The 25,387-nt window shown below is 61.9% G+C and carries 29 protein-coding genes; 12 read left to right on the forward strand and 17 right to left on the reverse strand.

The annotated features are described in order from the left end of the window. Positions 1 to 465: 465 nt before the first annotated feature. On the forward strand, positions 466 to 861 hold the full coding sequence (locus SxD43FB_RS19760; RefSeq protein ID WP_096063665.1) for a gamma-glutamylcyclotransferase family protein: 396 nt from the start codon (positions 466 to 468) through the stop codon (positions 859 to 861). Positions 862 to 868: 7 nt separating this feature from the next. Here the strand turns inward: SxD43FB_RS19760 and SxD43FB_RS19765 are convergent, their stop codons facing one another. Further along, entirely contained in the window at positions 869 to 1,402 is a 534-nt protein-coding gene (locus SxD43FB_RS19765; RefSeq protein WP_037478836.1) for a peroxiredoxin, read from the reverse strand. 66 nt (positions 1,403 to 1,468) lie between these two features. Here SxD43FB_RS19765 and SxD43FB_RS19770 point away from each other — a divergent pair, with 66 nt between their 5' ends. From SxD43FB_RS19770 to SxD43FB_RS19785, 4 genes are all read left to right on the forward strand, one after another. After that, on the forward strand, positions 1,469 to 2,110 hold the full coding sequence (locus SxD43FB_RS19770) for a hypothetical protein (RefSeq protein ID WP_255245820.1): 642 nt from the start codon (positions 1,469 to 1,471) through the stop codon (positions 2,108 to 2,110). Between the two features lie 39 nt (positions 2,111 to 2,149). Beyond that, entirely contained in the window at positions 2,150 to 3,223 is a 1,074-nt protein-coding gene (gene recF, locus SxD43FB_RS19775) for a DNA replication/repair protein RecF (RefSeq protein ID WP_096063649.1), read from the forward strand. A 108-nt stretch (positions 3,224 to 3,331) separates the two neighbouring features. Continuing rightward, positions 3,332 to 3,859 (forward strand): CHAP domain-containing protein, encoded by a 528-nt coding sequence (locus SxD43FB_RS19780; protein ID WP_096063650.1) that lies wholly within the window; start codon positions 3,332 to 3,334, stop codon positions 3,857 to 3,859. Positions 3,860 to 3,937: 78 nt separating this feature from the next. Then, positions 3,938 to 4,669: a CHAP domain-containing protein gene (locus tag SxD43FB_RS19785; protein WP_096063651.1), complete on the forward strand. Its 732-nt coding sequence runs from the start codon at positions 3,938 to 3,940 to the stop codon at positions 4,667 to 4,669. A gap of 39 nt (positions 4,670 to 4,708) precedes the next feature. Here SxD43FB_RS19785 and SxD43FB_RS19790 read toward each other — a convergent pair whose 3' ends face one another. The 5 genes from SxD43FB_RS19790 to SxD43FB_RS19810 form a co-directional block, all read right to left on the reverse strand. Further along, positions 4,709 to 4,987: a DUF3297 family protein gene (locus tag SxD43FB_RS19790; protein ID WP_037476705.1), complete on the reverse strand. Its 279-nt coding sequence runs from the start codon at positions 4,985 to 4,987 to the stop codon at positions 4,709 to 4,711. 107 nt (positions 4,988 to 5,094) lie between these two features. Continuing rightward, the gene (locus SxD43FB_RS19795) at positions 5,095 to 5,409 is read right to left on the reverse strand and encodes a hypothetical protein (RefSeq protein ID WP_069065508.1); all 315 of its coding nucleotides are present in this window, start codon (positions 5,407 to 5,409) and stop codon (positions 5,095 to 5,097) included. A gap of 101 nt (positions 5,410 to 5,510) precedes the next feature. Beyond that, positions 5,511 to 6,752, reverse strand: coding sequence for a cyclopropane-fatty-acyl-phospholipid synthase family protein (locus SxD43FB_RS19800; protein WP_096063652.1), 1,242 nt, complete (start codon positions 6,750 to 6,752; stop codon positions 5,511 to 5,513). A 31-nt stretch (positions 6,753 to 6,783) separates the two neighbouring features. Then, the gene (locus SxD43FB_RS19805) at positions 6,784 to 7,530 is read right to left on the reverse strand and encodes a molybdopterin-binding protein (RefSeq protein WP_096063653.1); all 747 of its coding nucleotides are present in this window, start codon (positions 7,528 to 7,530) and stop codon (positions 6,784 to 6,786) included. After that, positions 7,527 to 8,246, reverse strand: coding sequence for a cytochrome b/b6 domain-containing protein (locus SxD43FB_RS19810; RefSeq protein ID WP_096063654.1), 720 nt, complete (start codon positions 8,244 to 8,246; stop codon positions 7,527 to 7,529). The genes SxD43FB_RS19805 and SxD43FB_RS19810 overlap by 4 nt, the downstream gene beginning before the upstream one ends. A 323-nt stretch (positions 8,247 to 8,569) precedes the next feature. Here SxD43FB_RS19810 and SxD43FB_RS19815 point away from each other — a divergent pair, with 323 nt between their 5' ends. Then, positions 8,570 to 9,076: an outer membrane beta-barrel protein gene (locus tag SxD43FB_RS19815; protein WP_069065512.1), complete on the forward strand. Its 507-nt coding sequence runs from the start codon at positions 8,570 to 8,572 to the stop codon at positions 9,074 to 9,076. A gap of 55 nt (positions 9,077 to 9,131) precedes the next feature. Here the strand turns inward: SxD43FB_RS19815 and SxD43FB_RS19820 are convergent, their stop codons facing one another. From SxD43FB_RS19820 to SxD43FB_RS19830, 3 genes are all read right to left on the reverse strand, one after another. Then, positions 9,132 to 9,554, reverse strand: a complete 423-nt coding sequence (locus tag SxD43FB_RS19820; RefSeq protein WP_096063667.1) for a hypothetical protein — start codon at positions 9,552 to 9,554, stop codon at positions 9,132 to 9,134. Between the two features lie 85 nt (positions 9,555 to 9,639). After that, positions 9,640 to 10,908: a 23S rRNA (adenine(2503)-C(2))-methyltransferase RlmN gene (gene rlmN, locus SxD43FB_RS19825; RefSeq protein WP_069065513.1), complete on the reverse strand. Its 1,269-nt coding sequence runs from the start codon at positions 10,906 to 10,908 to the stop codon at positions 9,640 to 9,642. Positions 10,909 to 10,952: 44 nt separating this feature from the next. Beyond that, positions 10,953 to 11,441, reverse strand: coding sequence for a hypothetical protein (locus SxD43FB_RS19830; RefSeq protein ID WP_096063655.1), 489 nt, complete (start codon positions 11,439 to 11,441; stop codon positions 10,953 to 10,955). Positions 11,442 to 11,612: 171 nt separating this feature from the next. Between SxD43FB_RS19830 and dnaN the strand changes: the two genes are divergently transcribed. Next, positions 11,613 to 12,725, forward strand: a complete 1,113-nt coding sequence (gene dnaN, locus SxD43FB_RS19835; RefSeq protein ID WP_096063656.1) for a DNA polymerase III subunit beta — start codon at positions 11,613 to 11,615, stop codon at positions 12,723 to 12,725. Between the two features lie 70 nt (positions 12,726 to 12,795). Here the strand turns inward: dnaN and SxD43FB_RS26060 are convergent, their stop codons facing one another. Continuing rightward, on the reverse strand, positions 12,796 to 12,993 hold the full coding sequence (locus tag SxD43FB_RS26060; RefSeq protein ID WP_255245821.1) for a hypothetical protein: 198 nt from the start codon (positions 12,991 to 12,993) through the stop codon (positions 12,796 to 12,798). A 67-nt stretch (positions 12,994 to 13,060) separates the two neighbouring features. Here SxD43FB_RS26060 and SxD43FB_RS19840 point away from each other — a divergent pair, with 67 nt between their 5' ends. Continuing rightward, a complete protein-coding gene (locus SxD43FB_RS19840; RefSeq protein ID WP_255245822.1) occupies positions 13,061 to 15,439 on the forward strand; it encodes an EAL domain-containing protein in 2,379 nt (792 codons plus the stop codon). A gap of 117 nt (positions 15,440 to 15,556) precedes the next feature. Then, the gene (locus SxD43FB_RS24915; RefSeq protein WP_141249552.1) at positions 15,557 to 15,760 is read left to right on the forward strand and encodes a hypothetical protein; all 204 of its coding nucleotides are present in this window, start codon (positions 15,557 to 15,559) and stop codon (positions 15,758 to 15,760) included. A gap of 61 nt (positions 15,761 to 15,821) precedes the next feature. On the opposite strand, the gene SxD43FB_RS19845 is transcribed toward SxD43FB_RS24915, so the two are convergent. Further along, the gene (locus SxD43FB_RS19845) at positions 15,822 to 16,244 is read right to left on the reverse strand and encodes a response regulator (RefSeq protein WP_037473893.1); all 423 of its coding nucleotides are present in this window, start codon (positions 16,242 to 16,244) and stop codon (positions 15,822 to 15,824) included. 76 nt (positions 16,245 to 16,320) lie between these two features. After that, positions 16,321 to 19,098, reverse strand: a complete 2,778-nt coding sequence (locus SxD43FB_RS19850; protein WP_096063658.1) for a TonB-dependent receptor — start codon at positions 19,096 to 19,098, stop codon at positions 16,321 to 16,323. A gap of 169 nt (positions 19,099 to 19,267) precedes the next feature. Here SxD43FB_RS19850 and pip point away from each other — a divergent pair, with 169 nt between their 5' ends. The 3 genes from pip to SxD43FB_RS19865 all read left to right on the forward strand — a co-directional run bounded on the left by pip (position 19,268) and on the right by SxD43FB_RS19865 (position 21,050). After that, positions 19,268 to 20,209, forward strand: a complete 942-nt coding sequence (pip, locus tag SxD43FB_RS19855; RefSeq protein ID WP_096063659.1) for a prolyl aminopeptidase — start codon at positions 19,268 to 19,270, stop codon at positions 20,207 to 20,209. A 20-nt stretch (positions 20,210 to 20,229) separates the two neighbouring features. Beyond that, positions 20,230 to 20,637 (forward strand): membrane protease subunit, encoded by a 408-nt coding sequence (locus tag SxD43FB_RS19860; protein WP_176482858.1) that lies wholly within the window; start codon positions 20,230 to 20,232, stop codon positions 20,635 to 20,637. A 71-nt stretch (positions 20,638 to 20,708) separates the two neighbouring features. Then, positions 20,709 to 21,050, forward strand: a complete 342-nt coding sequence (locus tag SxD43FB_RS19865) for a hypothetical protein (RefSeq protein WP_096063660.1) — start codon at positions 20,709 to 20,711, stop codon at positions 21,048 to 21,050. 6 nt (positions 21,051 to 21,056) lie between these two features. Here the strand turns inward: SxD43FB_RS19865 and SxD43FB_RS19870 are convergent, their stop codons facing one another. The 5 genes from SxD43FB_RS19870 to SxD43FB_RS19890 all read right to left on the reverse strand — a co-directional run bounded on the left by SxD43FB_RS19870 (position 21,057) and on the right by SxD43FB_RS19890 (position 25,189). Next, the gene (locus SxD43FB_RS19870; RefSeq protein ID WP_096063661.1) at positions 21,057 to 21,275 is read right to left on the reverse strand and encodes a type II toxin-antitoxin system HicB family antitoxin; all 219 of its coding nucleotides are present in this window, start codon (positions 21,273 to 21,275) and stop codon (positions 21,057 to 21,059) included. Continuing rightward, positions 21,275 to 21,529 carry a type II toxin-antitoxin system HicA family toxin gene (locus SxD43FB_RS19875; protein ID WP_096063669.1) on the reverse strand — a complete coding sequence of 85 codons (255 nt, stop codon included), beginning with the start codon at positions 21,527 to 21,529 and terminating at the stop codon, positions 21,275 to 21,277. The genes SxD43FB_RS19870 and SxD43FB_RS19875 overlap by 1 nt, the downstream gene beginning before the upstream one ends. 115 nt (positions 21,530 to 21,644) lie before the next feature. Beyond that, positions 21,645 to 23,828 carry an excinuclease ABC subunit UvrB gene (gene uvrB / locus SxD43FB_RS19880; RefSeq protein ID WP_096063662.1) on the reverse strand — a complete coding sequence of 728 codons (2,184 nt, stop codon included), beginning with the start codon at positions 23,826 to 23,828 and terminating at the stop codon, positions 21,645 to 21,647. A 40-nt stretch (positions 23,829 to 23,868) separates the two neighbouring features. Continuing rightward, positions 23,869 to 24,297 carry a hypothetical protein gene (locus SxD43FB_RS19885; RefSeq protein WP_096063663.1) on the reverse strand — a complete coding sequence of 143 codons (429 nt, stop codon included), beginning with the start codon at positions 24,295 to 24,297 and terminating at the stop codon, positions 23,869 to 23,871. Further along, positions 24,284 to 25,189 (reverse strand): DNA/RNA non-specific endonuclease, encoded by a 906-nt coding sequence (locus SxD43FB_RS19890; RefSeq protein ID WP_096063664.1) that lies wholly within the window; start codon positions 25,187 to 25,189, stop codon positions 24,284 to 24,286. Before SxD43FB_RS19890 ends, SxD43FB_RS19885 begins: the two co-directional genes overlap by 14 nt. Between the last annotated feature and the right edge of the window lie 198 nt (positions 25,190 to 25,387).

The raw sequence follows: 25,387 nt of genomic DNA on the forward strand, positions 1-25,387 counted from the left end.
CGGCCAGTTACAGGCAAAATGTTGTTAGCACATCCGGTTTTGCCCCCAAACCCACGCCTAGCAAAATCAAATACTTACCAGCTCGCGTTCCCTGCGTGTTCCGCCGGCACTGTTCAACTTGGGTTTGGCTTTCAAATCGATCTGGAGAGGCTGGGTTGCAGGCGGATCAGGCGATCGGCAGGACCGGCACCGCCGCGCTGATGAACAGGCTGGCGACGAGGATGGCACCGGTGAACGCAACGGCGACATGCTGGAAACGGGTGATGGACATGATGAAAACTCCCTGTTTGTCTGGTGGCCGGACCATCCGGCCTTGATGCTTTCAGGGAATGCAGAAGCCGTGCCAGTTTTGATTTCTTTGAGAAATGCGGGGTTTTCCGCCGTCGCAGTCGGGTGCGCACATGTCAAAAATTACGCCTATTGGCGAAAATTCCTGCTGGTTAGGAATTTTTGCGGGGCATGTGCGTGATCCATCCGCCACTCTTTGTCTATGGCACGTTGCGACGGGGCTTTGACGGGCCGATGGCGCAGCGGTTGCAAGGGGCGACTCAATATATCGGTCGCGCTTTTGCCCAAGGACGGCTTTATCGAGTGGGGGATTATCCCGCTTTCCTGCCGGGGCCGGAGGGGCAGGTCATTGGCGACCTGCTCGCGCTGTCTGATCCTGCGGCGACGCTTGCCTGGCTCGATGCGTATGAGGAATGCGCCGCCACCTATCCGCAGCCGCACGAATATCGCCGCGAAAAACTGAGCGTGTGGGGACCGGACGGCCCCATCGTCGCCTGGGCCTATGTCTACGCCCTGCCGGTAACGGATTTGCCGCTGATCGCTGGCGGCGATTTTCTACCCCGCCAGCGATAACGCGCTCTTATTTCTGCTTCATCGCTTCGACCGCGGCAAGCGTGGTCTTCACATGATTGGCATAGCTCATTTCGGAATGGACGAAGGCGATCCGCCCTGATGGCGCGATGACATAAGAGGTACGATCGGTCATGCCCGGCCGCATTTTGAGCGCGACGTCATAGCCAGAGACAATGCCCGGCCCGGCCGAGGCGACCGCGAACTTGCCCGCGCATTCCTTGGTGGAAAAAGCGACCAGATCATCGACCGGATCGGCCGACATGCCGATGACGGTCGCACCCGCTGCCTTGAACTTGTCGATATTGTCGGCAAATTCGCGCGCTTCGGCCGAACAGCCCGGCGTGAACGCCTTGGGGAAGAAATAGAGGACGACCGGCCCACGCTTCAACTGGTGCGACAGGGTCAGCGTGAAGGTCTTGCCCGCCATCGCCCCGCGCGTGGTGAATTCGGGGGCCTTGGCGCCGACGGCCAGGGCGGCCATGGCGCTGGTCGATGCGGTCAGGGCAGCGACGGTGGCAAGAAGGAAAGTCAGGCGCTTCATCGGTTGGGCTCCATCAGTCAGGCGACGGGAGCCGCTCGCCCCCTTGTAAATGATCGCAATGCCTCGTTGATCATGAATGTCGGCGAAACGGCAGACATCGCGCTGATCTTCGCAAGGCTTGGTGATGACGGTAATGACAGCCGGGCGCAAGTCGGCCATTGGGGAATGGCGCTATCGAAGGAACCACCGCGCAACTTGCCTGTTCCTGTGGTCATGCGCCTTGCCCTTGCCATCCTTCTCCCGATCGCGCTTGCCGCCTGCGACAAGGCAGCGGACTCACCGGACGCGTCGCCGTCGGTGACGGCGAATATCAGCGACCGCACCGAAAAAATGGAGCAGGATAACGCACCACCGGCGAACGCAACGTCGCCGGTCGAAACGGCATCCAACGCGACTGCTGCCGACGCCGACATGGCCGGACCGATCCCGGCGGCTCTGCACGGACGCTGGACCGGCATCAATGATCGATGCGGCGACCGGGCGGCGGATAAGGAATTGAATATTCTGCCGGACCAGTTGGTCTTCCATGAAAGCGTCGGCACTGTGCAAAAGGCCACGCCGGGGGAGGACGGGCGTTTGTCGGTCACAGCAGCCTTTACCGGCGAGGGACAAAGTTGGACCCGTACTATGTCGCTCGCCCTGGCAGACGATGGGCAACGGCTCATCATCGTCAATGACGGGACGTCTGCAACACGCAAGCGCTGCTAAGCGCTTCCCCGACAGCCTCTTGCCCGCTACAGCCGCGCGATGATCGGCCGCCTGACCTTGAGCGATTTCCGCAACCATGCGGATGCGCTGATCCTGCCCGATCATCCTTTCATCCTGCTGACCGGCGACAATGGCGCGGGCAAGACCAATATATTAGAAGCCGTGTCGATGCTGGCACCGGGGCGCGGGCTGCGCGGCGCGGCCCTGCGCGCGATGACGCGGCAGGATGGAGCGGGCGGCTTTGGCGTCGCGGCGGAGGTGGACGGGGTTGTGCTGGGCACGGGCGTATCGGCCGCCACGCCCGACCGGCGACAGGTGCGGATCGGCGGGGTGGCGTCGTCAGCCAATGCGCTGGCCGACCATCTGGCGATCGTGTGGCTGACCCCGGCGATGGACCGGCTGTTTCTCGACAGTCCGGGCGGGCGGCGGCGGTTTCTGGATCGGCTGACGCTGGCGCTGCATCCTGGTCATGCCGCGCACAGCGCCCGCTATGACGCGGCGATGCGCGCGCGCAACCGGCTGCTGGTCGACCTGCGCCGTGCGGACCCCGTCTGGCTGACTGCGCTGGAGGCGCAGATGGACGAGCATGGCACCGCGCTGGCGCAAGCGCGCACCGATCTGGTCATGCGCCTGAACATGGTGCTGGCCGACCAGCCCGACGCGCCTTTTGCCCGCCCGTCCGTCCTGATCGAGCAGGAAGAGGGTGCCAGCGACGAGCCTTTGGCGGTTCGGCTGGGGCGGGATCGACGACGCGATGCGGCGGCAGGACGGACTCTGTCCGGGCCACATCGCCATGATCTGGCTGTCACCCATATTGCCAAGGCGCAGCCAGCCGCGCTGTGTTCGACCGGCGAGCAAAAAGCGTTGCTGCTGTCCATCTTGCTCGCCCATGCGGCGCTGGTCGCGGCCGATCGCGGGCAACCGCCGGTCCTGCTGCTCGACGAAGTGGCGGCGCATCTCGACCCGTCGCGGCGGGCTGCCTTGTTCGACCGATTGGCCGCAACAGGGGGGCAGGTCTGGATGACCGGGACAGAATCGTCGCTTTTCAACGATTTGACGGCGGCGACTCGATTAACGGTAACGGCGGGCCATCTCTTTTGTTCCGCGACATAACGCGTCGTCGCAACGACTCGTCGCCCGGCGCTTTCCATCACGTCCGGCGTCTGGCCTGAAGCAGCCATCGGGGCAAAAGCCTAAAAGCCAAGTCGGGGTCGTATTCGCATGATCGGTAGTTTTCGCGCGGTTTTCGCAGCTGCTCTTCTTGCGCTCTCTTCCCTGATCGTTACGCCTGCGACGGCCGGAGTGCTGCAATGCGTGCCCTTCGCCCGTCAGGCGTCCGGCATCGACCTTTACGGCAACGCGCATACTTGGTGGAACCAGGCGGAAGGCCGCTATGACCGTGGCCATGAACCGCGTGTCGGTGCCGTCCTCGCCTTTGCCGCAAGCCGCTCCATGCCCGTCGGCCATGTCGCGATGGTCAGCAAGGTCGTCAATGATCGCGAAGTGCTGCTGACCCATGCCAATTGGTCCTATCGCGGCGGTATCGAGCGCAATGTCCGCGCGATCGACGTATCGGCCAACAATGACTGGACCGATGTGCGCGTATGGTATGGCCCGATCGGCAATCTGGGCCTGCGCTCTAATGCGGCGCGCGGTTTCATCTATGCCCAGCCGGCCCGGACCATTGATCAGCCGGTGCAGATCGCATCGGCAGCGGCCAGCGGCGGCGCGCCCCGCGCGGCATTCTGATCCTTTAACCTCTTCATAAATAGTCGCGATCTAGGGTCGTCCTTGGTGGGGCGATTCTTGGGTTTCGGGATCGCATAAATGATTCGAGGACTTGTCCGGGCGGCAGCATTGCTGGCGTCCGGTCTGACGGCTGCGCCCTTGTGGAGCGCGGCGGTGCTGCAATGCGTGCCTTATGCACGCATCGTGTCGGGTGTAGATATTCGCGGGGATGCGCTGACCTGGTGGGACCAGGCCAGCCAACAGTATAAACGCGGTGCCAAGCCCAAAAAGGGCGCGGTGCTGGCGTTCCGGCCGCATGGCCCGATGATGCTGGGTCATGTCGCGGTGGTCAGTCGCGTGCTGGACGATCGGCGCGTGCTGATCCGCCACGCCAACTGGTCCCTGCCCGGCGCGATCGAGGAAGATGTGCTGGCCATCGACGTGTCGGACGGCGGCGACTGGAGCCAGGTGCGCGTCTGGCACAGCCCGACCGCGCAAATGGGCGCGCGCACCAACCCGACCTTCGGCTTCATCTATCCGGCCAAAGCGAAATTGCATGATTTCACGCCTGACCCCGCCTTGGGCAGTAGCGTGCGCTTTGCCAAAATCGACGCGGATATGTGGGATAGGCGTCGGCCGCATCGCGCGCCCGCTCCCCATGGCGGCATCATGGTCGCGCAGGCACCTGCCGCCCTGGCCAAGGTCGCCCGGAAAGCGGCTCCGCGTCTGGAGGCGGATTTGCGCGTGGTCAGCTATGCGGACGCAACGCCATCGCAGCGGACGCTGAGCGCGATCATTGCGGACGTCAAACGCCAGTCCGTCCTGAATTGACGACAGGCGCGCGAACCGACGCGCGCCTGTGGATGACGCTTATTCCGCGTCGGCAGGTTTGTCTTCGTCGGCGCCTTCGGCCGGATTTTCGAACCAGGCTTCGACCGGCCCGGTCAGCTTGATCGTCAGCGGATTGCCGTGGCGATCGCGGGTCTTGCCCGCCGCGACGCGAATCCAGCCTTCGGAAATCGAATATTCCTCGACATCCTTGCGCTCGCGACCCTTGAACCGGATGCCGATGCCACGCTGCAGCACCTCCATGTTGAAATGGGGGCTTTTGGGATTGGTGGACAGATGGTCGGGGGGCGTATCGCTCATGATGCGGTTCCTTGGAATTGGCTGGGCTGCGCCTAGCCTTTTGCCCGCCAACCCGTCAACTGCCCCAACCCGCCGATCAGCCTGATCGACGGGCTGGGGCAGGCCCGTCAACGACAGACGCGGACGCGGACGTTGCGATCGCGATAATAGTCATAGCGCCATTGCGTCCAGCAACGCGGGCGATAGGCGGCCCGGTAATAGCCCCGGTCGCCCCGCCAGTGGCGGCGGCCATCCCAGCGCCGTCCGTCCCTGCGCCCGTCCCAGCGACGATTGTCCCAACGGCGGTTGTCCCAGCCGCGATCACGATCGCCCCGCCATCCGTCGCGATAGCCGCCATGATATTGCGCCTGGGCCGGGGCTGCCGCGGCGATTCCTGCGATGGCGAGGCTCACCGCAGCCGCGCCCTTCCATAAAATGTTCATGTGCTCTCTCTCCTCATCCACCCCGCGGGAGAGGCGGGGCATGGCAAGGAGAATGCCGTGCGTCGGCTGAACCGTCAGCGAATGGCGTTGTCAGCCACTATTCAGCGTCCGGCCAGTGCGGCCTCGGCCTCCAGCATATAGTCGCGGGTGATGGGTAGCGCGCGTCGGTCGCGCGCATATTGGACCTGGTAATTGACCATGCCGCCATGTTCGAACACCGTCGCGGCCCCGGCGAGATAGAAAGTCCACAGCCGGAAGAAGCGCTCGTCATAGAGCGCGACGATCTCGGCGCGATGCGCCATGGTGCGCTTATACCATTGGCGGATGGTCAGCCCATAATGGAGCCGCAACACCTCGACATCGGTCACCATCAACCGCGTGCCTTCGCTGCCCGCGATCATTTCCGACAAGGCAGGAATATAGCCGCCAGGGAAGATATATTTCTGGGTAAAGGCGTCGGTGACGCCGGGGCCGCCCATCCGCCCGATCGTGTGGACCAGCATAACGCCTTCCGGGGTCAACAGGTCGCGGCACTTGCTGAAGAAACTGCGATAATGGGCCGTGCCGACATGCTCGAACATGCCAACGGACACGATCCGGTCGAACGCGCCCGTCATGTCGCGATAGTCGATCAGTTCGAAGCGGACATGGTCGGCGACGCCTGCATCCATTGCCCTTTGCCGTGCGACCTTGAGCTGTTCCTCCGACAAGGTGATACCGGTCACGTCGACGCCGCAGGTACGGTGCAGATACAGCGCCATCCCGCCCCAGCCGCAGCCGATGTCGAGCACCTTCATCCCCGGTTCGAGCCGCAATTTGGCCGCGATATGCGCCTTCTTGTCCTCCTGCGCCTGTTCCAGGCTGATGCCGGCTTCATTGTCGCCATCGGGGAAATAGGCACAGCTATATTGGCGGTCCCGGTCGAGGAAGAGCGCATAGAGCGCGCCCGACAGGTCGTAATGATGCGCGACATTCGCCTTCGACCGTGCCTTGTGATTGGCGCGCCATAGCTTCTGGCGCACGCTGCCCATGCTGCGCGCCAGCAGCGTCTTGGCGTCGATCGACCGGCCACTTTCCCAGGGGGTGTTGGCCCGGATCAGGGATATGAATTCCAGGATGCCGCCGCCTTCGATGGCGATGCGGCCGTCGATCCAGGCTTCGGCCATCCCCAACCGGGGATCGCGAACGATGTCAAAGGGGACGCGGCCATCGTGAAATCGCAACGCCAGATCGGGAAAGGCAGGATCGGGCTGTCCAACGACAAAGCGTCGTCCATTTGCATAAGTTACCGTTAGCTGGCCCCGTGTGACCAGTCGCCCCAACACCCGCTCGAACAGTCTCATGCCGTTACCTTGTCACCCCGGATAGCTTGCGTCAAATACCCGCATACCAGTCATAGCCCGCGACATCCTCCCAGAAGCCGCCCTTGCCCTTGCCGATCCCGTCCAGCGTCGCCACCGCCTCTATCCCCATGAGATATTTGGCCTGTTTATAGCCAAGCTGCCGTTCGACGCGCAGCCGCACCGGGGCACCATTGGCGACGGTCAGGGGTGCGTCATTCAGCGCAAAGGCGAGGATGGTCTGGGGATGGAAGGCGTCGATCAGGTCGATGCTTTCATAATAGGGCCGTCCGCCGCCCATGTCGTCGGCGCAGCGGAAGACGAGATAGCGCACGCTATCGCGCAGCCGTGCGCCCTCCAATATCGTGCGCAGCGGCACGCCGCGCCATTTGCCGATCGCGCTCCATCCCTCGACGCAGTCGTGGCGGGGAATCTGCTCGCGATGGGGCAGAGTCCGTAGCTGGGCAAGCGAGAGGGAGAGCGGCCGTTCGACAAGGCCGGTCACCGCCAGTCGCCAGTCGGCAAAGCCATTGCGCCACAGCGCCTTATAGGCGGGCGTATTGGGATTGGCGGTGCCATTGGCGCGGAAAATCGGCGAAATCTGGTCAGGGCTGAATTCCTGGGCCAGCGCGTCGCGGGCCATCAGGCTGCGCTGCGCCCAGCGATGGAAATTTTCGGCCGAAAAAAGGGCCTTTCGCACGCTGTCATGGCTGGCCAGTCGGTCGCAGCCGGTGAGCATCGCGCCAGCGCCGAGCAGCGCCATGCGGCGGGTCAGGATCATGGTCGTTCCTCCGGCACTCGGTATCGCCCGGTAATCATGGATCGCACTTCGTTGATCGGTCCGGCCAGGATGACCATCAAGATATGCACGATGAAAAATGCGGCCAGCGCAAAGGCGGCGATGAAATGCAGCGAGCGCGCCGATTGTCGACCGCCAAACAGGTCGACCAGCCAGGGCCAGGCCGCATTCATGCCCGGTGCCATGGTCAGCCCGGTCAAAATGACGAGCGGCAACAGGATGAAGATCACGCCGACATAGCTGGCCTTCTGCAGTACGTTATAGCGCAGCGCCGCTTGCCCCGTCGGGAAGCGCAATCGGGCATGGTCCTTTATATCCTGCCAGATGTGGCGCGGGCGCAGATCATCGCGGCGGAATGCGAGGTCGCGGGTCACATGCCGGTTGGCAAGGCTCCAGAGCATGTAGAATAGCAGCGCGAAGGCAAAGATCGGTGCAGCGGTCAGATGCCAGTGGCGCGACATCGCGAGATTATAGAGGCCAGGCAAGGTGATCCAACCGGGAAAGCGCTCCAGCTCCAGCCAGGTATGGTCGAAATTCGCCCCATACTGCCCCCAATAGAGGCGGGGATGGGCGTTGAAGATGCCAAGGCCGCTGGTGAACAGGACATAGAGCAGCGCGGCGTTCAGCCAATGCCACAAACGGGTCGAAAGCCGATGGCGCTTGACGGTGATGCCGTCGGTGGGAGTGGGGCTATCCATTGGCGCAACCTTACGCCTTTTTCGGGGAAAATCCACGGAGCCTGTATGACAGTCGGCACCCAGTCCGATGGCTGTCAATGTCACACTTTTGCAACATAAATCAAGAATCATGACCACTTACAATCCAGCCCCTTTGCAAATCAACAGGGCGCACCTAGATGGCAATCACGCGATGCCGATGCGGATCGCGTTCATGATCGCTAAAAATAAAAGCAATCATGGATAGGATAAACATGGCGCATATGGCGCCATGAAATCTTCGCGTCGAACCAAATAGCCTGACGATAAACTATGTCAGGCAATATAATAATATCGAGGAATTTATGAAGACTGTGATTTTCGCAGCTATTGCTGCTGTCGTTGTTGCAACCCCTGCCGTCGCTCAGGACGCTGCACCCTTCACCGGGCCGCGCGCTGGCGTCACCATGGGCTATGACAAGATCGGCGGCGAAGAAGGCTTCGCTTATGGCGTGACCGCTGGTTACGACCTGGCGCTCGCCCCTCGCGTCACCGGCGGCATCGAAGTCAGCCTGGGCGACACCACCGTCGACGATTTCGGCCTGGACGTCAGCCGCGATCTCGCTGCGTCGCTGCGCCTTGGCTTCGTCGCCACGCCGCGCGTCCTGGCGTTCGGCAAGGTCGGCTATGCCACCACCCGCTTCGAAGTCGATGGTGACGGCGCTGGCCTGGAAGGCGTCCGCTTCGGTGGTGGTCTGGAATTCGCGGCGACCCCGTCGACCTATATCTCGGCTGAATATCAGCGCACCGAATATGAGCAGAACATCGGCGGCCGTGACGCCGCGATGGTCGGCGTCGGTTTCCGCTTCTGATCCTTGCGGATCCGTTGAAATGACGAAGGGCGGTCCTGCAAAGGGCCGCCCTTTTCTATGCGGGCAGCGGCTGGATGTCCGGCTCGATCCAGGCTCGTCGTGCCGCGGGGGTCATCAGCGTCTCGCGCGACCAATAAGTGAACAGCCAGTCCTTGTTCCCAAGCGGCGACGCCATCAGGGCGGCAAAGGCGGTTGCGGGTGTCGCGTCCACCGGCAATGCGGTCAGTAGCGCACGCGTCATCTGCAGCGACGCCTGGGTGATCGTTTCATGATAGCCGCCCGTGTCGCTATTCACCCCGCCCACGCTCTCATTATAGCGTCGGATCATCGCGGGCATATCGCGTTCCGGGTCGATGTCGGCGCGCCTCAGGATCAGCCACAGCGCCGTCGCGAAATGCGCGCCATGGGTCCATGCGGCCTTGGGCAGGGTGCAATCGCAAAATCCCGTCGCCAGCCGTTCGATCTCGTCATCCGTCATCGCCATTCCCACAAAGAAAAACCCCGCCGGATCAGGGCGGGGCTATCGTCTCGCGCCATACTGGGCGCGCGTCACCGGCTCCGCCTCATCCCAGCGCTGCTTGCTTCTCCGCTGCCAGCCGGTCGAGTTCGGCCCGGCTCTTCTTCTCGCTTGCCGACTTCAACTGGCCACAGGCCGCCATGATGTCGCGCCCGCGCGGGGTACGAACCGGCGCGGAAATCCCGCCTTCGAACACGATGGAACTGAATGCGCGGATGCGATCGGGCGTCGAACATTCATAATCGCTGCCCGGCCAGGGATTGAACGGGATCAGGTTGACCTTGGCGGGCAGCTTATATTTGCGCAACAGCCGCACCAATTCGCGGGCATCCTCGTCGCTGTCATTCTTGTCGCGGATCATCACATATTCAAAGGTGATGCGCCGGGCATTGCTCGCCTTTGGATAGTCGGCGCAGGCCTGGAGCAGTTCCTCGATCCCATATTTCTTGTTGAGCGGCACCAGCTCGTCGCGCACTTCCTTGGTCACGGCATGGAGCGAGACGGCTAGGTTCACGCCGATCTCCTCGCTCGCGCGCGCCATCATAGGGATGACGCCGCTGGTCGAGAGCGTGATGCGGCGGCGCGAGAGGGCCAGGCCATCGCCGTCCATCACGACCTTGAGCGCATCGCGGACATGCTCGAAATTATAGAGCGGCTCGCCCATGCCCATCATCACGATGTTGGTCAGCATCCGCCCATCGGGCGAATATTGCGGCGCATCCTCGTCTTCGTCGTCCAGCACTGCGATGCCGCTGCCCATATTGCCTTTGGGCCATTCGCCCAGCGCATCGCGCGCCAGCATGACCTGGCCGACAATCTCGCCCGGCGTCAGATTGCGCACCAGCCGCATCGTGCCGGTATGGCAGAAACGGCAGTTCAGCGTGCAGCCGACCTGGCTCGACACACACAGCGTTCCCCGATCCGCATCGGGGATGAACACCATCTCATAATCCTGCCCGTCGTCCGAGCGGAGCAGCCATTTGCGCGTGCCGTCGTTGGACACCTGCGCTTCCACCACCTCCGGGCGGCCGACGACGAAGCGCTCGGCCATCCAGCCGCGCATCGGCTTGGCGAGGTCCGTCATCGCGTCGAAATCGGTCTCGCCACGATGATAGAGCCAATGGAACAACTGTTTGGCGCGCAATTTGGCCGCCTTCACGTCCAGCCCCGCTTCCTCCAGCACGGCCTTGATCTGCGGGCGCGACAGGCCGAGCAGGTCGGTGCGACCATCCGCGCGGGGCGTGACGGCGCGGGGCACGGGCACAGGATCGATGAGGCCGGGAATCGGCATGACAAGGTTGGCGGCTGATTGCATGAACGCGCCCATAGTCGATTTTCACAAAATGTGAAAGCGTGCGCCTACCGCACCCGTGCGCAGCCCAGCGCCGCTGCATCGATCGCCGTCGCTGCGCCGCGCAGGGCGTAGCTGTCGACAAAGGCGCGGTCTTGCGTGTCGATGCTTTGCACGCTCATGCTGCTGGCTGATCGCATGGCTGCGATAATCGCCGCATCGCCACGCGCGTCGGCGGCCCAGGCGTCAACCTTGCCTGCCACCAGGGAGAATCGGCGCTCGCCCACGCTGAGCGTCACCGGCGCCTTGTCCGACCGGGCGCGGCTGAGGCGCAGATGAATCTGTCCGCGCACCCGCTGACGCGGCCAGGTGCCGACGGAGGCAAAGCCTTTGCCGCTCCGTCCACCGCGCATCACCGATTGGGCGATGGCATAGCAACGCGGCGTCGCCGGGTCACGGAAGGCGCCCCAACCGTCGAATATTCCAAGAGAATCGCGCGCCATGGCCGGTGCGGTCGCCAACAGCAGGGGCGTAAGGAGTAAAAAGGCAGCGCGCATGCGAACGGCAAAGCCCAACCTGTCCCCATTTGCAACCCCGATGCAGCGCGAAAGGGTGAGCGAGTGCTTGCCCACGCCGCAACAGCGGTTATGAAGAACCATCCATCATTGTCGCCGGGATTCGACCGAATCCTGGCTATCGGCTTAAAAAGAAACGGACAGATCAGGGACATGAAGGCCACCATCGAACGCGCAACGCTCCTCAAGAGCCTGAGCCACGTCCAGTCGGTGGTCGAGCGCCGGAACACTATTCCCATCCTGTCCAACGTGTTGATCGAAGCATCGGCCGATGGCGCGATCAAGCTGATGGCGACCGATCTCGACCTCCAGATCGTGGACAGTATCGCAGCACAAGTCGAGCAGCCCGGCGCGACGACCATTTCGGCGCACACGCTGTTCGACATTGCGCGCAAACTGCCCGAAGGCAGCCAGGTCTCGCTGCAGGCGGCCGAGGGCAAGATGCTGATCCAGGCCGGGCGTGCGCGCTTCAACCTGTCGACCCTGCCGCGCGACGACTTTCCGGTCATTGCCGAAGGCGAACTGCCGACCAGCTTCGAACTGCCGGCCGAGACATTGAAGCAGATCATCGACAAGACGCGCTTTGCGATCTCGACCGAAGAGACGCGCTATTATCTGAACGGCATCTATTTCCACGTCGCCGACGACGGCCAGCCGGTTTTGCGCGCCGCCGCGACCGACGGCCACCGCCTCGCCCGCATCACCGTGCCTCGCCCGGATGGCGCGGACGGCATGCCGGGCATCATCATTCCCCGCAAATGCATCGCCGAACTGCGCAAATTGCTCGACGAGGTCGATGGGTCGATCCAGATCGCGCTGTCGGCGAGCAAGATCCGGTTCGGGCTGGGCAGCGCGATCCTGACCAGCAAGCTGATCGACGGTACCTTCCCCGATTATAGCCGCGTCATCCCGACCGCGAACGACAAATTGCTCAAGATCGACCCGCGTGGCTTCGAAGAAGGTGTCGATCGCGTTGCGACCATCGCGACCGAAAAGACCCGCGCGGTCAAGATGAGCCTCGACCGCGACAAGATCACCCTGTCGGTAACCAGCCCGGAAAATGGCACGGCGGCCGAAGAAGTACCCGGCGCCTTCCAGGGTGAGGGCTTCGATATCGGGTTCAACGCGCGCTATCTGCTCGATATTCTAGGGCAGATCAACAGCGATCTGGTCGAGCTGCATCTGGCCGATGCCGCGGCACCGACCTTGATTCGCGAGAATGATGCCAGTCCCGCCCTGTATGTCCTTATGCCGATGCGTGTCTGAGTAGCGGGCGCTACTGCCTGACCCGATGATGTAATCTTATGATTACAGGAGTTCGGGCAGTAAGCCTCTGTCAACGACTTGGCGCTATTATTGGGCGCATGAATCCATTGCGCGCTTCCTTGTCTGATCCGTCTTCGCGGCCGATGACCTTGATGGTCGCACTGGGCCTGACGGAAAGCGGAACCGAGGTTTCCGCATCCTGGATTTCGGGAGCGTTCGCGCCGATCGCGCGCTTGTGGCCGTTGATCCTGCTGGCGAAGATCTGCATCGTCAGCCTCCTGCATATCCCCTTTTATCACGCAGGGGACGGGGAGCAGGCCGTAGTCCTGGCTATCATGCTGTTGGTCGACGGCGTCTTGATGATCGTCCCGCGCCAGGCGTCGTTTCAAGCGGTCAAGCCCCATGTCCAGAATCGGCTGATGTTGCCGATGGTGTTTTTGTCGGGGCTCTGCTTCAGCCTCTGGCTAGGGCAGGCACCCGCAGCGGCGTCGGCACCGGCTTTTCTTTTGGCAGTCCCCGAATTGGCCGTCGCTCTATTGGCTGTCTGTATTTTCGGCGACAGGCGTCTGTTGGGGATCGGCTATTTTCTCGGCCTGTTGCTGGTGGCCGTGACGGAACATGCCGGTGTCACGCACATCGGCATGCTGTTGTGTTGCGTGATCGTGATGGCTGTTGCGACGGTGCGGCAAGCCACGGTTGATCGGGACTGCGCCATCGAACGGCATAGGCAGGACCTGCGCGCGCAGCGTTCCGATCGACTATTGTTGGAGCATGAGCGCACCGGGCGGGGCTGGTTCTGGGAAACCGACCGGCACGGATGCCTGACCTACATATCCGATACGCTGGCGCAAACGCTTGATGCGCGCGAAGGCGCGCTGATCGGCCGCCCGATGACGGAAATCATCCGGCCGGGCGACAGGCAGCAAGGCGACGGGGAGCGCACGCTGGGCTTTCATCTGTCGGCGCGGACCGGCTTTTCCGACCTCTCGGTCTGCGCGGCGATGGCGAAGGAAGAGCGGTGGTGGTCGATTTCCGGCCAGCCGGTGTTCAACGAATATGGGCAATTTCATGGCTTTCGCGGCAGCGGCACGGACCTGACGGAAATGCGCCGCAGTCAGGCCGAAGTGACGCGCCTTGCCCAGTTCGATTCCCTCACCGGCCTTGCCAATCGTATCCAGATGCTCAGTTCCTTGGAGCAGGCGGTCACGGAGCGGCCGGGCCGACCGGGCGATTGCGCGTTGATGATGCTGGACCTTGATCGGTTCAAGCTGGTCAATGACACGCTGGGCCACCCTGCAGGAGACGCGCTGCTGCGCCAGGTCAGCCAGCGACTTAAACGCACCGTCGGCGACAAGGGGTTGGTCGGGCGTCAGGGGGGCGACGAGTTCAAGATATTGCTGCCTGGACATCATGACCGGGATGCATTGGCCCTTCTGGCCCAGACCATCATCAACGCGGTGGCCCAGCCCTATTCGATCGAAGGCAATGCCGTCGTTATCGGCGTATCCATCGGCATATCCTGTGCGCCCCAGGATGGCGTTACGGCCGATGCGCTTATTCGCAACGCCGACCTTGCGCTCTATGCGGCGAAGGGTGACGGCCGAGGCAGGCATCGCTTCTATTCGTCGGAAATGCATGCCGACGCCGAAGATCGCCGTCGCCTGGAACAGGATCTTCGCCATGCGCTGGCCAGCGATGGCTTGCATCTGGCCTATCAACCTGTCGTGTCATTGCGGACAGATCAGATCACTGGATATGAGGCGCTGTTGCGCTGGACGCATCCCGTGCGGGGGCCGATTTCGCCCGCCTTGTTCATTCCCATCGCCGAAGACAGCGGGATGATCAGTCAGATCGGTGAATGGGTCATCCACACCGCCTGTCGAGACGCAGCGCAATGGGACGATGGCATTCGCGTTGCAGTCAACGTCTCGCCGACGCAATTTGCCAATATCGGCTTTCCGTCCACGGTCATGAATGCACTCGCCGCGTCGCAACTGGCCCCCGAACGCCTCGAACTTGAAATCACCGAAAATGTCTTCCTGAACGACGATGATGGCACCGACGCCATGTTCGCGCGATTGAAGGCATTGGGTGTAAGATTGGCGCTGGATGATTTCGGGACGGGCTATTCCTCGCTCGGCTATCTGAAGAAGGCGCCGTTCGACAAGATCAAGATTGACCAGAGTTTCGTGCGGGGCGCGGCTATCAAGGGCAGCCGCAACAGCGCCATCATCAAGGCGATCGTCAGCCTGGCGGAGGCGCTGGGGATGGATACGACCGCTGAAGGCGCGGAAACGCAAGACGAACTTGCGCTGATCCGGCAATTGGGGTGTAGCCATGTTCAAGGCTATATCTATGGCCGCCCCATGCCCTTCGCCGATGTCATGGCAAGCCACGACACGCATGGAGCCAACGTGGCGATGGACGGCTTCAAATCCAGTCGGCCCAGTCGCAAGACCATGTTGCGAACCGTGGCCATTCACCACCAAGGCCATGTCTACACGGGTCGGGTCCGCAACATCTCGGCCACTGGCGCGCTGATCGAAGGGCTATGGAATGTGCCATCCGGCACTTTGTTCGCCATCGAGTTGGCAGAAGGCCAATCGGTCAATGCGACCGCCAAATGGTCGAAGGGCGACCGAATGGGCGTAGAATTTGCTGGTATGATCGATCTGAGTGCCTTGCGTAATGCGCCCAAAACGCTCGCGTCCTGATCTGCTTATTGAGTAACTAAAGGACTGGTTCAGCAACAAAATATCACCATTTTGCGCAGGAACACCGGGGTTCGGTAGTGATTATGCTCCACGGATACACCCGATGGAGAATAAGATATGCGCAAAGGTGATGATGACGGTCGGACGAACTCTGGACAAAGGTCCGGCAGAGGCAATCGCGCCATATTGGGATTGGTGATCGTCTTGGGCGTCGCCACTTTGAGCGCCTATTATATTTCGGGGAAAGACAGGCCGGTACAGCCCGCCAGCGGTGCCGCCAACGCCATGGCACTCGCCAGTTCCAAACCATCCGCGCGCTGATGCGTGACGCATAAAAAAGGGGGAAGAAGCCATTGGTCTCTTCCCCCTTTTTATATTGCGTTCAGGCCGCAATCGCGACTGGCTCCACATCCATCTCCACCAGGCCGCGCGCCACGGCCTTGATCAGGGTGACGAAGCGCGTGGCTTCGCGCACGATCATCGCCTTGTTGAAGCAGGCGGCGGCGCCCCGGTCCATCGCTTCAGCGACGATCGGTGCGCCTTCGCGCATCAGGCTGGACAGCATGATGACCGGGCATGGATCCATGTCCATGATCTCGTCCAATATCGCCATGCCGTCCTTGCCGGGCATGGCGATGTCGAGGGTCACGACATCGGGCTTTTCCAGCCGGATCATGTCGATCGCTTCCTCGCCATTGCGGGCGATCCCGACCACCTGAACCCGGCGGTCGCGCTCCAGCAACGTCTCGATCATCGCCCTGATGGTGAGCGAATCGTCGACAACCACAATCCTGATCGGCTTCATCCCGTCGTCTCCCGAACCTTTGATAGCTGTCATAACGGCAGGGCAACGACGGGCTTTAGGCGTGGCTAACAGGAATTTAACTACGCGACCTGTTCCCGCCGCCAAAATTGGGAGAGAACAGCTTGCGGATGCTGATAGACACGCTGCGGCCCAGTGGATCGAGATAGCCGGGCTGATACCGCAGCGGGGTCATGCCCGTGGCATCGGTGACCTCGCGGCGCTGGTTGAAGATATTGTCGATGCCGATCGACACCCGTGCCCCGCGCAGGAACGGCATATCCTTCACCAGCATCGGCATTTGCCCCAGATTGGCGAAGATACGCAGGTTTGCGGTAGCGAGGCTGCCGAAGTTCAGCCGTGATCCTCCACCAAGCGCGCCATCGACATGGGTGCCGCTTTCCCAATCAATGCCCAGCCGTGCGCCGATACCGTTATTGGTATAGCCGATCCGCGCGTCGATCTCATGCCGGGGTTGACCGCCAGCCGATCCGGTCGCGTCGCCGTTCAGCAGGTCGAGTTGCGGCACGCCGGGCGCAATGTCGATACTCTCGGTCAGATGCCAGGTGTGATAAAGGCTGAAGCTTATCCGTCCGCCGCCCTGGCCACCGCCGCGTCCGCCGCCAAAGCCGCCGCCGCGTGGGCCGGACGGGCGCCCGCCTTGTCCCGCGCCCCTTTCTCCGCGCGGCCGGTCGGCACCCTCTTGCCCTGGTGCGCGCTGCGGTCGGTTGCCGAACAAGGCCGCCAATTCGGGTGGCCGGTCTTCGGGCTTGCCGCCCGACGCGCGCCACGCTTCCATCAGTTTCTGGATATGCGACTTGATCGGGATCGACAGGTCAAAGCCCCAGCGCAGTTGCTCGCTCTGCGAACGGAGGAAATTGAGCGGCCGGGCGTCGATCTGCAGCAGGCTGCCGTCCGCATCGCGCAGGAAACGCTGCGGGAAGGCCGCTTCCAGCGCCGGTGTCGGCGTAGGAAAGGCCGCGATCGGATTGCTGGTCCGGCTGTTGAGATAGGTGGCGGTCAGCGTCAGATTGGGCTTTTCGAACGGCTTGACCCTGGCTGACAGGCGGAACTGGTCGCGCACGCTTGCGCGCAGCGCGGCGCTGCCGCCTGACAATTGGGTGACGAACACGCTCTGCCCGGTCGCATAGTCGAAGACCGAGACATTCGGCGTGGCGATCAGCGGGTCCGTGATCTGCGCGCCCGTTGGCGCAGCCCGATCCTGATTGGCGGATGCCAATATCTGCACCGCCTTCACCGGTTCCCAGCGCAGGCCATAGCCCAATGTCGAAAGCGTCCCGAAATCCGAATGATGCTGCGCGGCCGCGTTCAGATTGACGCTGATGTCGCCAACTGCGCCCAGCACGTCGCGCGACCGGCTGGTGATCGGCAGGTCCAGGCTCAACTGACCGCTGCCGATTTCCCGGCTATAGCGGGTCTCGCTCTCGACGCCCGATCGCACCGACCGGCTGTCAAAGCCGTTGGCGGATGCGCCGAACTGGATCGAGGTGGTGACGTCGCCAGCGGGCAGGCTGAACAAGGTGCCGTTCAGCAGCAGGTCGCCCTGCACCGCCTGGCTCTTTGCCCGCGCCAGGTCGGACAGGCGCGTGGCGATCAGGTCGGGAGCGAAGCTGCCATAGGGATTGACGCTGGCGTCCCCCGCATCAAGCGCGGCCTGGATCGCGCCGGTGTCAATGCCGCGCTCGGTCCGGGTACGGGTGATCGACAGGTCACCATTGCCGGTGAAGGACCATTGCCAACTACGCCCCAACTGACCGTTCAGCGTCAGCCCGATATGCCCCGTGGTGCCGCGTATCTGCTGCTCCAGTGCGCCCGCCTGCGCCAGATAGCGATAAAGTGCCGTGTCACCTGCGAAGGGGGAGAAGGGATTGCCGCCCGGCAGCGTCAACTGGGCGGCGGACAGGCCCTGCAACGAATCATTGTCCGACAGTTCCAGTCGTCCATTGAGCGTGGCGGTCACGCCGCCCAGCGCGCGGGCCAGCGTGGCGTTGACGGAGAAATTCTCCGTTTCCGGGCTCAGGCTGCGATAGCGCGTCAGGTCGCTGACGCCGGTGATGTTCGCGCCTGCGACGAAATCATTGAGGCTGGGGGCACCGGACGCTGCGCTAGTAGGGACGCTCGCCACGGTCACGCTCTGTCCCGCCAGGGCCGAAAGCGCTGGGTCGATGGTATCGCCCAAGGTCGGGGCAGTGATATTGCCACCAAGCGAATAGGGGCGACCCGGCGCAGTCGGAAGGATGCCGCGCTCATTTTCCAGCAGGGCGGCAGCGCGGCTATATTTGAGGTTCAGGGTGAAGCGATTGTCGCCTTGAATGCGCAGCATCCCGGCTTCGACCTGGCCATTCTCCCGCCCGCCCTGCGTCGTCACGCCCGCGCGCGCTTCGGCGGTTTCGGCGCGGAACCGCTCGCGCAGCACGACATTGACGACCTTCTGCGTCGGCGCATAGCCATAGGAGAGCGCCACCTGTTCGGGCAGGATTTCGACTCGCGCCACCGCTTCGGAGGGAATGTCCTGAATTTCCGAGAAGCTCGATATCCGCTTGCCATTGAGCAGAATCACCGGCGAACCATTGGTCTGCGGCGACAATTCGCTGATCATTTCGGAAATGGACGTAACGCCCAGCGCGCGGACATCGGCAGCCGATAGGGTCTGTTCCGGTTCGATATTGCCGATCACCGACCCGCGTGGGGCCTGGCCAGTGACGATTATCTCTTCGCCCTCTATATCGTCCATCTGGGCGGGTGGCGCGCCGACGGGCACCTCCTGCGCCATCAGCGCGGCAGGCGCTGTCCCCAGCAGGAACGGAACAAGCACTATGGACGTGGAAAACCGCACGAAAACCCCCAAAAATCAGACCCGATGCTGATGAACGATTAGCCGCCACTTGTCGCAGAACTCTGGCAATTGACGGACAAATTTGTCGCAACATGTAATGGCGCGGCTGAACCGGGGCTGGCCGAGGTGGAACATGGCGAAGCCAGGCCGGGGCTGCTAGAAGCAAGGAATGCGCGCACTCTATCCCCCGATCGCTCCCTTCGCCTCCGGTCATCTCGACGTCGGCGACGGCCACCTTGTCTATTGGGAACGGGTAGGCACCCCCGGCGCGAAGCCGGCCGTCTTCCTGCATGGCGGGCCGGGTGGCGGCATCGCGCCCGACCATCGCCGCCTGTTCGATCCGGCACGCTATGATGTGCTGCTGTTCGACCAGCGGGGATGCGGCCGATCGACACCGCATGCGGACCTCAACGCCAACACCACCTGGCATCTGGTCGCCGATATCGAGCGGCTGCGCACGATGATGGGCGTCGACCAATGGCTGGTGTTCGGCGGAAGTTGGGGATCGACGCTGGCGCTCGCCTATGCACAGGCGCATGGGGAGCGCGTGTCCGAACTCATCCTGCGCGGCATCTTCACCATCCGGCGCAGCGAGATCGACTGGTATTATCAGCATGGTGCAAGCCGCATCTATCCCGACAAATGGGAGCGCTTCATTGCTCCCATCCCTGTGGAAGAACGGGGCGACCTGCTCCACGCCTATCACCGCCGTTTGACCGGGTCGGATCGCGCCGCGCAGATCGCCGCCGCCCGCGCCTGGAGCGTGTGGGAGGGCGAGACGATCCGCCTGTTGCCCGACCCCGCGCTTTCAGCGGCGCATGACGCGGACGATTTCGCGCTGGCCTTTGCCCGTATCGAAAATCATTATTTCGTCCATGGCGGCTGGATGGACGATGGCCAGTTGCTGCGCGACGCAGGCAGGCTGGCGGGCGTCCCCGGCGTCATCGTGCAGGGGCGCTACGACATGGCCTGTCCGGCCGAAACCGCCTGGGCATTGCACCGGGCCTGGCCGCAGGCGCGCTTCGACATGATCGAAGGCGCAGGCCATGCATATAATGAACCGGGCATATTGGACGCACTGATCCGCGCGACCGATGGCTTTGCGGACTAATATCATTCTTGGGGGAAATCATGCGACTGACTGGAACGGGCGTGCTGGGGCTTTCCATCCTTTTTTTCGTGACATTGTCTGGCGTCCTCTGGGGATGTCCGAGTTATAATGTCTATAGCAAGGAACAGTCTGGGCGCGCAGCGCTTGCAGAAGCGCAATCGTCGCGTCAGATCGCGGTGTTGGAGGCAAGAGCACGATTGGAAAGCGCTAAGATGTTGGCCGATGCCGAAGTGGTTCGGGCCGAAGGGGCTGCCCGCGCCAATAGAATTTTGCAGGACAGTCTTGGCGGGCCGGATGGCTATCTTCGCTATCTGCAGATTCAGGCGATTGATGCCAAGGACGCCAGCATCATTTATGTGCCGACTGAAGCAGGTTTGCCGCTGCTTGAAAGCAGTCGTCTGACACCGGCCCCTCGCTCTTCTGATTAGCGCGTTCAGCGGCGGTCGGCTTGCTCTGTTAATCGACGCCAATATTGAAATTCAAAATGAGGACGCCGGATATGAAGAGAACGACCATCAGCAGTTGGGTAGTCATAGCCACTTCTCTCGGCCTTGCCTCTTGCGGTGGCAACGAAGCGCCGATGGCTGCCCCGGATAATCAGGTCGCACCGGACACAGGGGCTGCGGCGCAAGTCGCCCAACTGGACGACGCGCAGCGCAATGGCGTGCTGGAACGGGCGATCCGGGCATCGGGCGCACCATGCCCGGTGGTGAGCGAATCGGTTCGGATGGAAGTGCGCAAGGGCGTGATGGGCTGGAAAGCGCAATGCGACAATGACACCGCCCATCTCATCGAAATCACCAGCGACGGCACCGGGCGCGTGACCAGCCGCCGGGATTGAGGGGCGTCAGGCGGCGTAGATGGCGGGACGGTAACGAGGGGCAGGAATCGGCATTCCATTCTCGCGCGCGACTTCTAGCCATAGTTCGATAGCGATTTCAGCTTCCGCAATCGCCTCCGTCGGCGTCTCGCCATGCGCGGAACATGGGCGTAGGTCTGGCACATCTGCAATCCAGCACGCGTCCTCTGGGTACCAGAAGACATTGATGTGATAATGATGTTGCATCAATCTTCCATCGTCAGGCCATACTCCTCGATCATATCAAGGAGTTCACGCACTTGATAGTCTTTGGCGTCACTGCCCTTAGGCTGGATAACCAGGAGCCGGGGACAATCGCTATGGCGAAAACAGCGATGGCTCCCTTTCACCCTCGCTTCCGAGAATCCGAAGGCCATTACCAGTGCGACAAAGTCCCGGAAGGCGATGGTCCGACGCCGTGATTCCAAAAGTTGGGCATAAAGTTTGGTGGGTTTGACCAAGTGCCGATCCTTCAACGCTCTTTCATCCAATCTGCAGCGATTTATCGCAGATTTGAATCGACGTTTACGGTCATCATATTGCTGCCGTCCAAGGTATGCAGCGCAAAAGGCGCTACTAACGCCCGAATTTCTTCTGCGTCTTCCCATAGCGCAATTTCCGCGTTCCCGGCTTCCCCTCCGTCGCGCGTCCCCTTGGGGCCGCCACCTGCTGCTCGTGGGGCAGGCCCAGTTCATCGGCTTCCAGTTTGCGGATTTCGTCGCGGATGCGCCCGGCTTCCTCGAACTCCAGATCGGCGGCGGCGGCGCGCATCTTCTTTTCCAGTTCCTCGATATAGGCGCGCAGATTGTGGCCGACCAGATGGGGGCGGTCGTCCAGGCCGGTGTCGACGGTGACCTGATCCTTTGATGCGACATGGGCGATGATGTCGCCGATATTGCGCTTGATCGTGGTCGGCGTGATGCCATGTTCGAGGTTATAGGCCTCCTGCTTTTCGCGCCGCCGGGATGTTTCGCCCAGCGCCCGTTCCATGCTGCCGGTGATGCGATCGGCATAGAGGATCACCCGCCCGTCGACGTTGCGCGCCGCGCGGCCGATCGTCTGGATGAGCGAGGTTTCGGAGCGCAAAAAGCCCTCCTTGTCCGCATCGAGAATCGCGACCAGACCGCATTCGGGAATATCCAGCCCCTCGCGCAGCAGGTTGATGCCGATGAGCACATCATAGACGCCGAGCCGCAGGTCGCGGATCAGTTCGATCCGCTCCAGCGTCTCGACATCGCTATGCATGTAGCGGACCTTTAGCCCCGCCTCATGCATGAACTCGGTCAGATCCTCCGCCATCCGCTTGGTCAGCGTGGTGACGAGCGTGCGATAGCCCTGCGCTGCCACCTTGCGGCATTCGTTGATCAGATCATCGACCTGATCCTCGACCGGCTTGATCTCGACCGGCGGGTCGATGAGGCCGGTGGGGCGAATGACCTGTTCGCTGAACACGCCGCCGGTCTGTTCCATTTCCCAGTTGCCGGGCGTGGCCGAGACGCTGACCGTCTGCGGCCGCATCGCGTCCCATTCGTTGAAGCGCAGCGGGCGGTTGTCGATGCAACTGGGCAGGCGGAATCCATATTCGGCCAGCGTGATCTTGCGCCGATGATCGCCCCGCGCCATCGCGCCGATCTGCGGCACGGTCTGGTGGCTTTCATCGACGAACAGCAGCGCATTTTCGGGCAGATATTCGAACAGGGTCGGCGGCGGTTCGCCCGGCAGGCGTCCGGTCAGGAAGCGCGAATAATTCTCGATGCCTGCGCAGCTTCCGGTCGCCGCGATCATCTCCAAATCGAAATTGGTCCGCTGCTCCAGCCGCTGCGCTTCCAGCAGCTTGCCCTCCGCCTCCAGTTCCTTGAGCCGTTCGGTCAGTTCATGGCGGATGGCCTCCATCGCCTGTTTCAGCGTAGGGCCGGGGGTGACATGGTGGCTGTTGGGAAAGACCTTCACATAGTCGAGACTCGCAACCTTGCGCCCCGACAGCGGATCAAACTCGACAATTTCTTCAATCTCGTCGCCGAAAAAGGATATGCGCCAGGCGGTATCTTCATAATGCGACGGGAAAATTTCCAGATTGTCGCCCTTCACGCGGAAATTGCCGCGCGAAAAACCGGCATCGTTGCGCTTATATTGGAGTGCGACCAGCTTGCGGATGATCTCGCGCTGATCCTCGATCCCGCCCTTCTTCATCGAGAAGGTCATGGCCGAATAGGTTTCAACGGAGCCGATGCCGTAAATGCAACTGACCGACGCGACGATAATGACATCGTCCCGCTCCAGCAACGATCGCGTCGCCGAATGGCGCATCCGGTCGATGCTTTCGTTTACCGAGCTTTCCTTCTCGATATAGGTGTCGGACCGCGCGACATAGGCTTCGGGCTGGTAATAATCATAATAGCTGACGAAATATTCGACCGCATTGTCGGGGAAGAAGCTCTTGAACTCGCCATAGAGCTGGGCCGCGAGTATCTTGTTCGGCGCAAGGATCAGGGCAGGGCGCTGCAACGCCTCGATCATCTTGGCCATGGTGAAGGTCTTGCCCGAGCCGGTGACGCCCAGCAGCACTTGATCCTTCTCGCCCGCCAGCGCGCCCTCTACAAGTTCGGGGATGGCGGTACGCTGATCGCCCGCCGGTTCATAATCGCTGACCAGCGTGAAGCGCCGCCCCCCCTCGCTCTTTTCCGGCCGCGCCGGGCGGTGCGGCACGAAACTGGTGCCGGTATCGGGTTCGTCGAGCGTGGTGCGGATCTGAATGGCCATGGGGGCAATATGGGGGCTTTGCGTCAGGACGCAATTGACGTCAGGGCTTCAACTCGACTGCGCCCTTCGGCATGGGTGGATAGACGACAGGCTTGCTGCCGAAACGCGCACGCAGAGCGGCCTGACGGCGTTCGTCATCGATTACTTCGACATCCACCTCGTCGGGATAACGGTAGTTGATCTCGAACTTTCCGTCCTTGATCTCATATTCCAGGATCGACCAGCGCTTGATGCCGCCTTCATCTGATTCGGCATACCAGGCTTTCCAAAGAAGGTCGGAAAGAGCCTCGGTGTCGTCGAGATTTCGAATCAGATGCCCTTCATCCTTGAAGATATTGGGGCTGATCCATCGGTCGCCGACTTCAACGTAGAGGAAAATGCCATCGGGATCGCCGCCGACGATATTGACCAGCTCCACGCCGATCTCGTTGTAAAGCGGCCCCAGAATGTCGAACTTATCTTTTGCCATCTTCGGCGCCTTTCGCTTCGTTCGGGAACTTCCTTCTGAATTTTTTGCCATCGATCTCCCAGATGACATTGAGCTGGTAGGGCCGTTGCGAAGTTCCTTCATAGAGGGGTTTGATATCCACGAACACTTTATGCCCGGCGCGCAGCTCGCTGGCCCAGGAATCTTCCATGACGCGATAGCTGCCGCGGTTGAAGTTGGAATTCTGGGCGAAATGGTTGAAGCTGTCGCGGGGGCCGTTGAAACGAGCAGCGATAAAATGGCCGCCATCGTCGTTGGCAAGACGGTCAGGCTTACCCGCCTGTGCCTGACTATGGCGTGATCGCACAGGGGAAGCGGCCAGCGACAGTCCGCCATAGGTCCGGCGATTGCGCGCAATGACATCGATATGGAAATCATAGCCATTCTTCGTTTCCTTGCGCCAGTTGGTGTCGAGTATCTGGCTTTCCAGCGAAGGCGGATTGGCCGGGTCGGGTGGCAATTTCCCGCCATGCGTGCCCATATAATGGGCCAGCGTCAGAAACTTGGTTCTGGCTGCCTGCCCTGCATCCAGATAGGCCTGATGCGGCAGTTTGATCCGCTGTCCGATGCGGAGCGGCCGATCGAGCGGATGCTGGTTCAGCCATGCCAAATCGCGCGCGGTTAGCCCCTTGCGGTGCGCGGCGATCTGGGTCAGCGTATCGCCCGATTGCACCATATAAATTGAGTGGTTGTTCGGATGATCGGCGCGATGCGGACGGCGATCGGGCATCCTGTCGCCATCCATGCGAACAGTCCGACGATTCTGACCTCTTGGCGGCACTACGCTCCGCGCACCGCCAGCCGGAAAATAGCGCCCCTGCCCGGCGAAGGTGAAGCGCCCGTCCTCTTCATCATGCCAGGGGTTGAATTTCATTTCCACCGGAGGAGGTGGAGAATCCATTTTTCGACCAGTGCGAAGGTAGAGGTTGAAGGCCGTTAATCTATCCTCTCTTATTCACGACGCTCGGTTTCGGGCCCGCTCTGGGCATTTGCTGCGGCTGGCTGTATTGCGCGGACGACCGGCATCGCTGGCGTTTGTTTCACCGCATTCGGATTGATGGGCTTTTCGGGT

The sequence above is a fragment of the Sphingobium sp. D43FB genome (assembly GCF_002312805.1).
GTDB lineage: Bacteria > Pseudomonadota > Alphaproteobacteria > Sphingomonadales > Sphingomonadaceae > Sphingobium.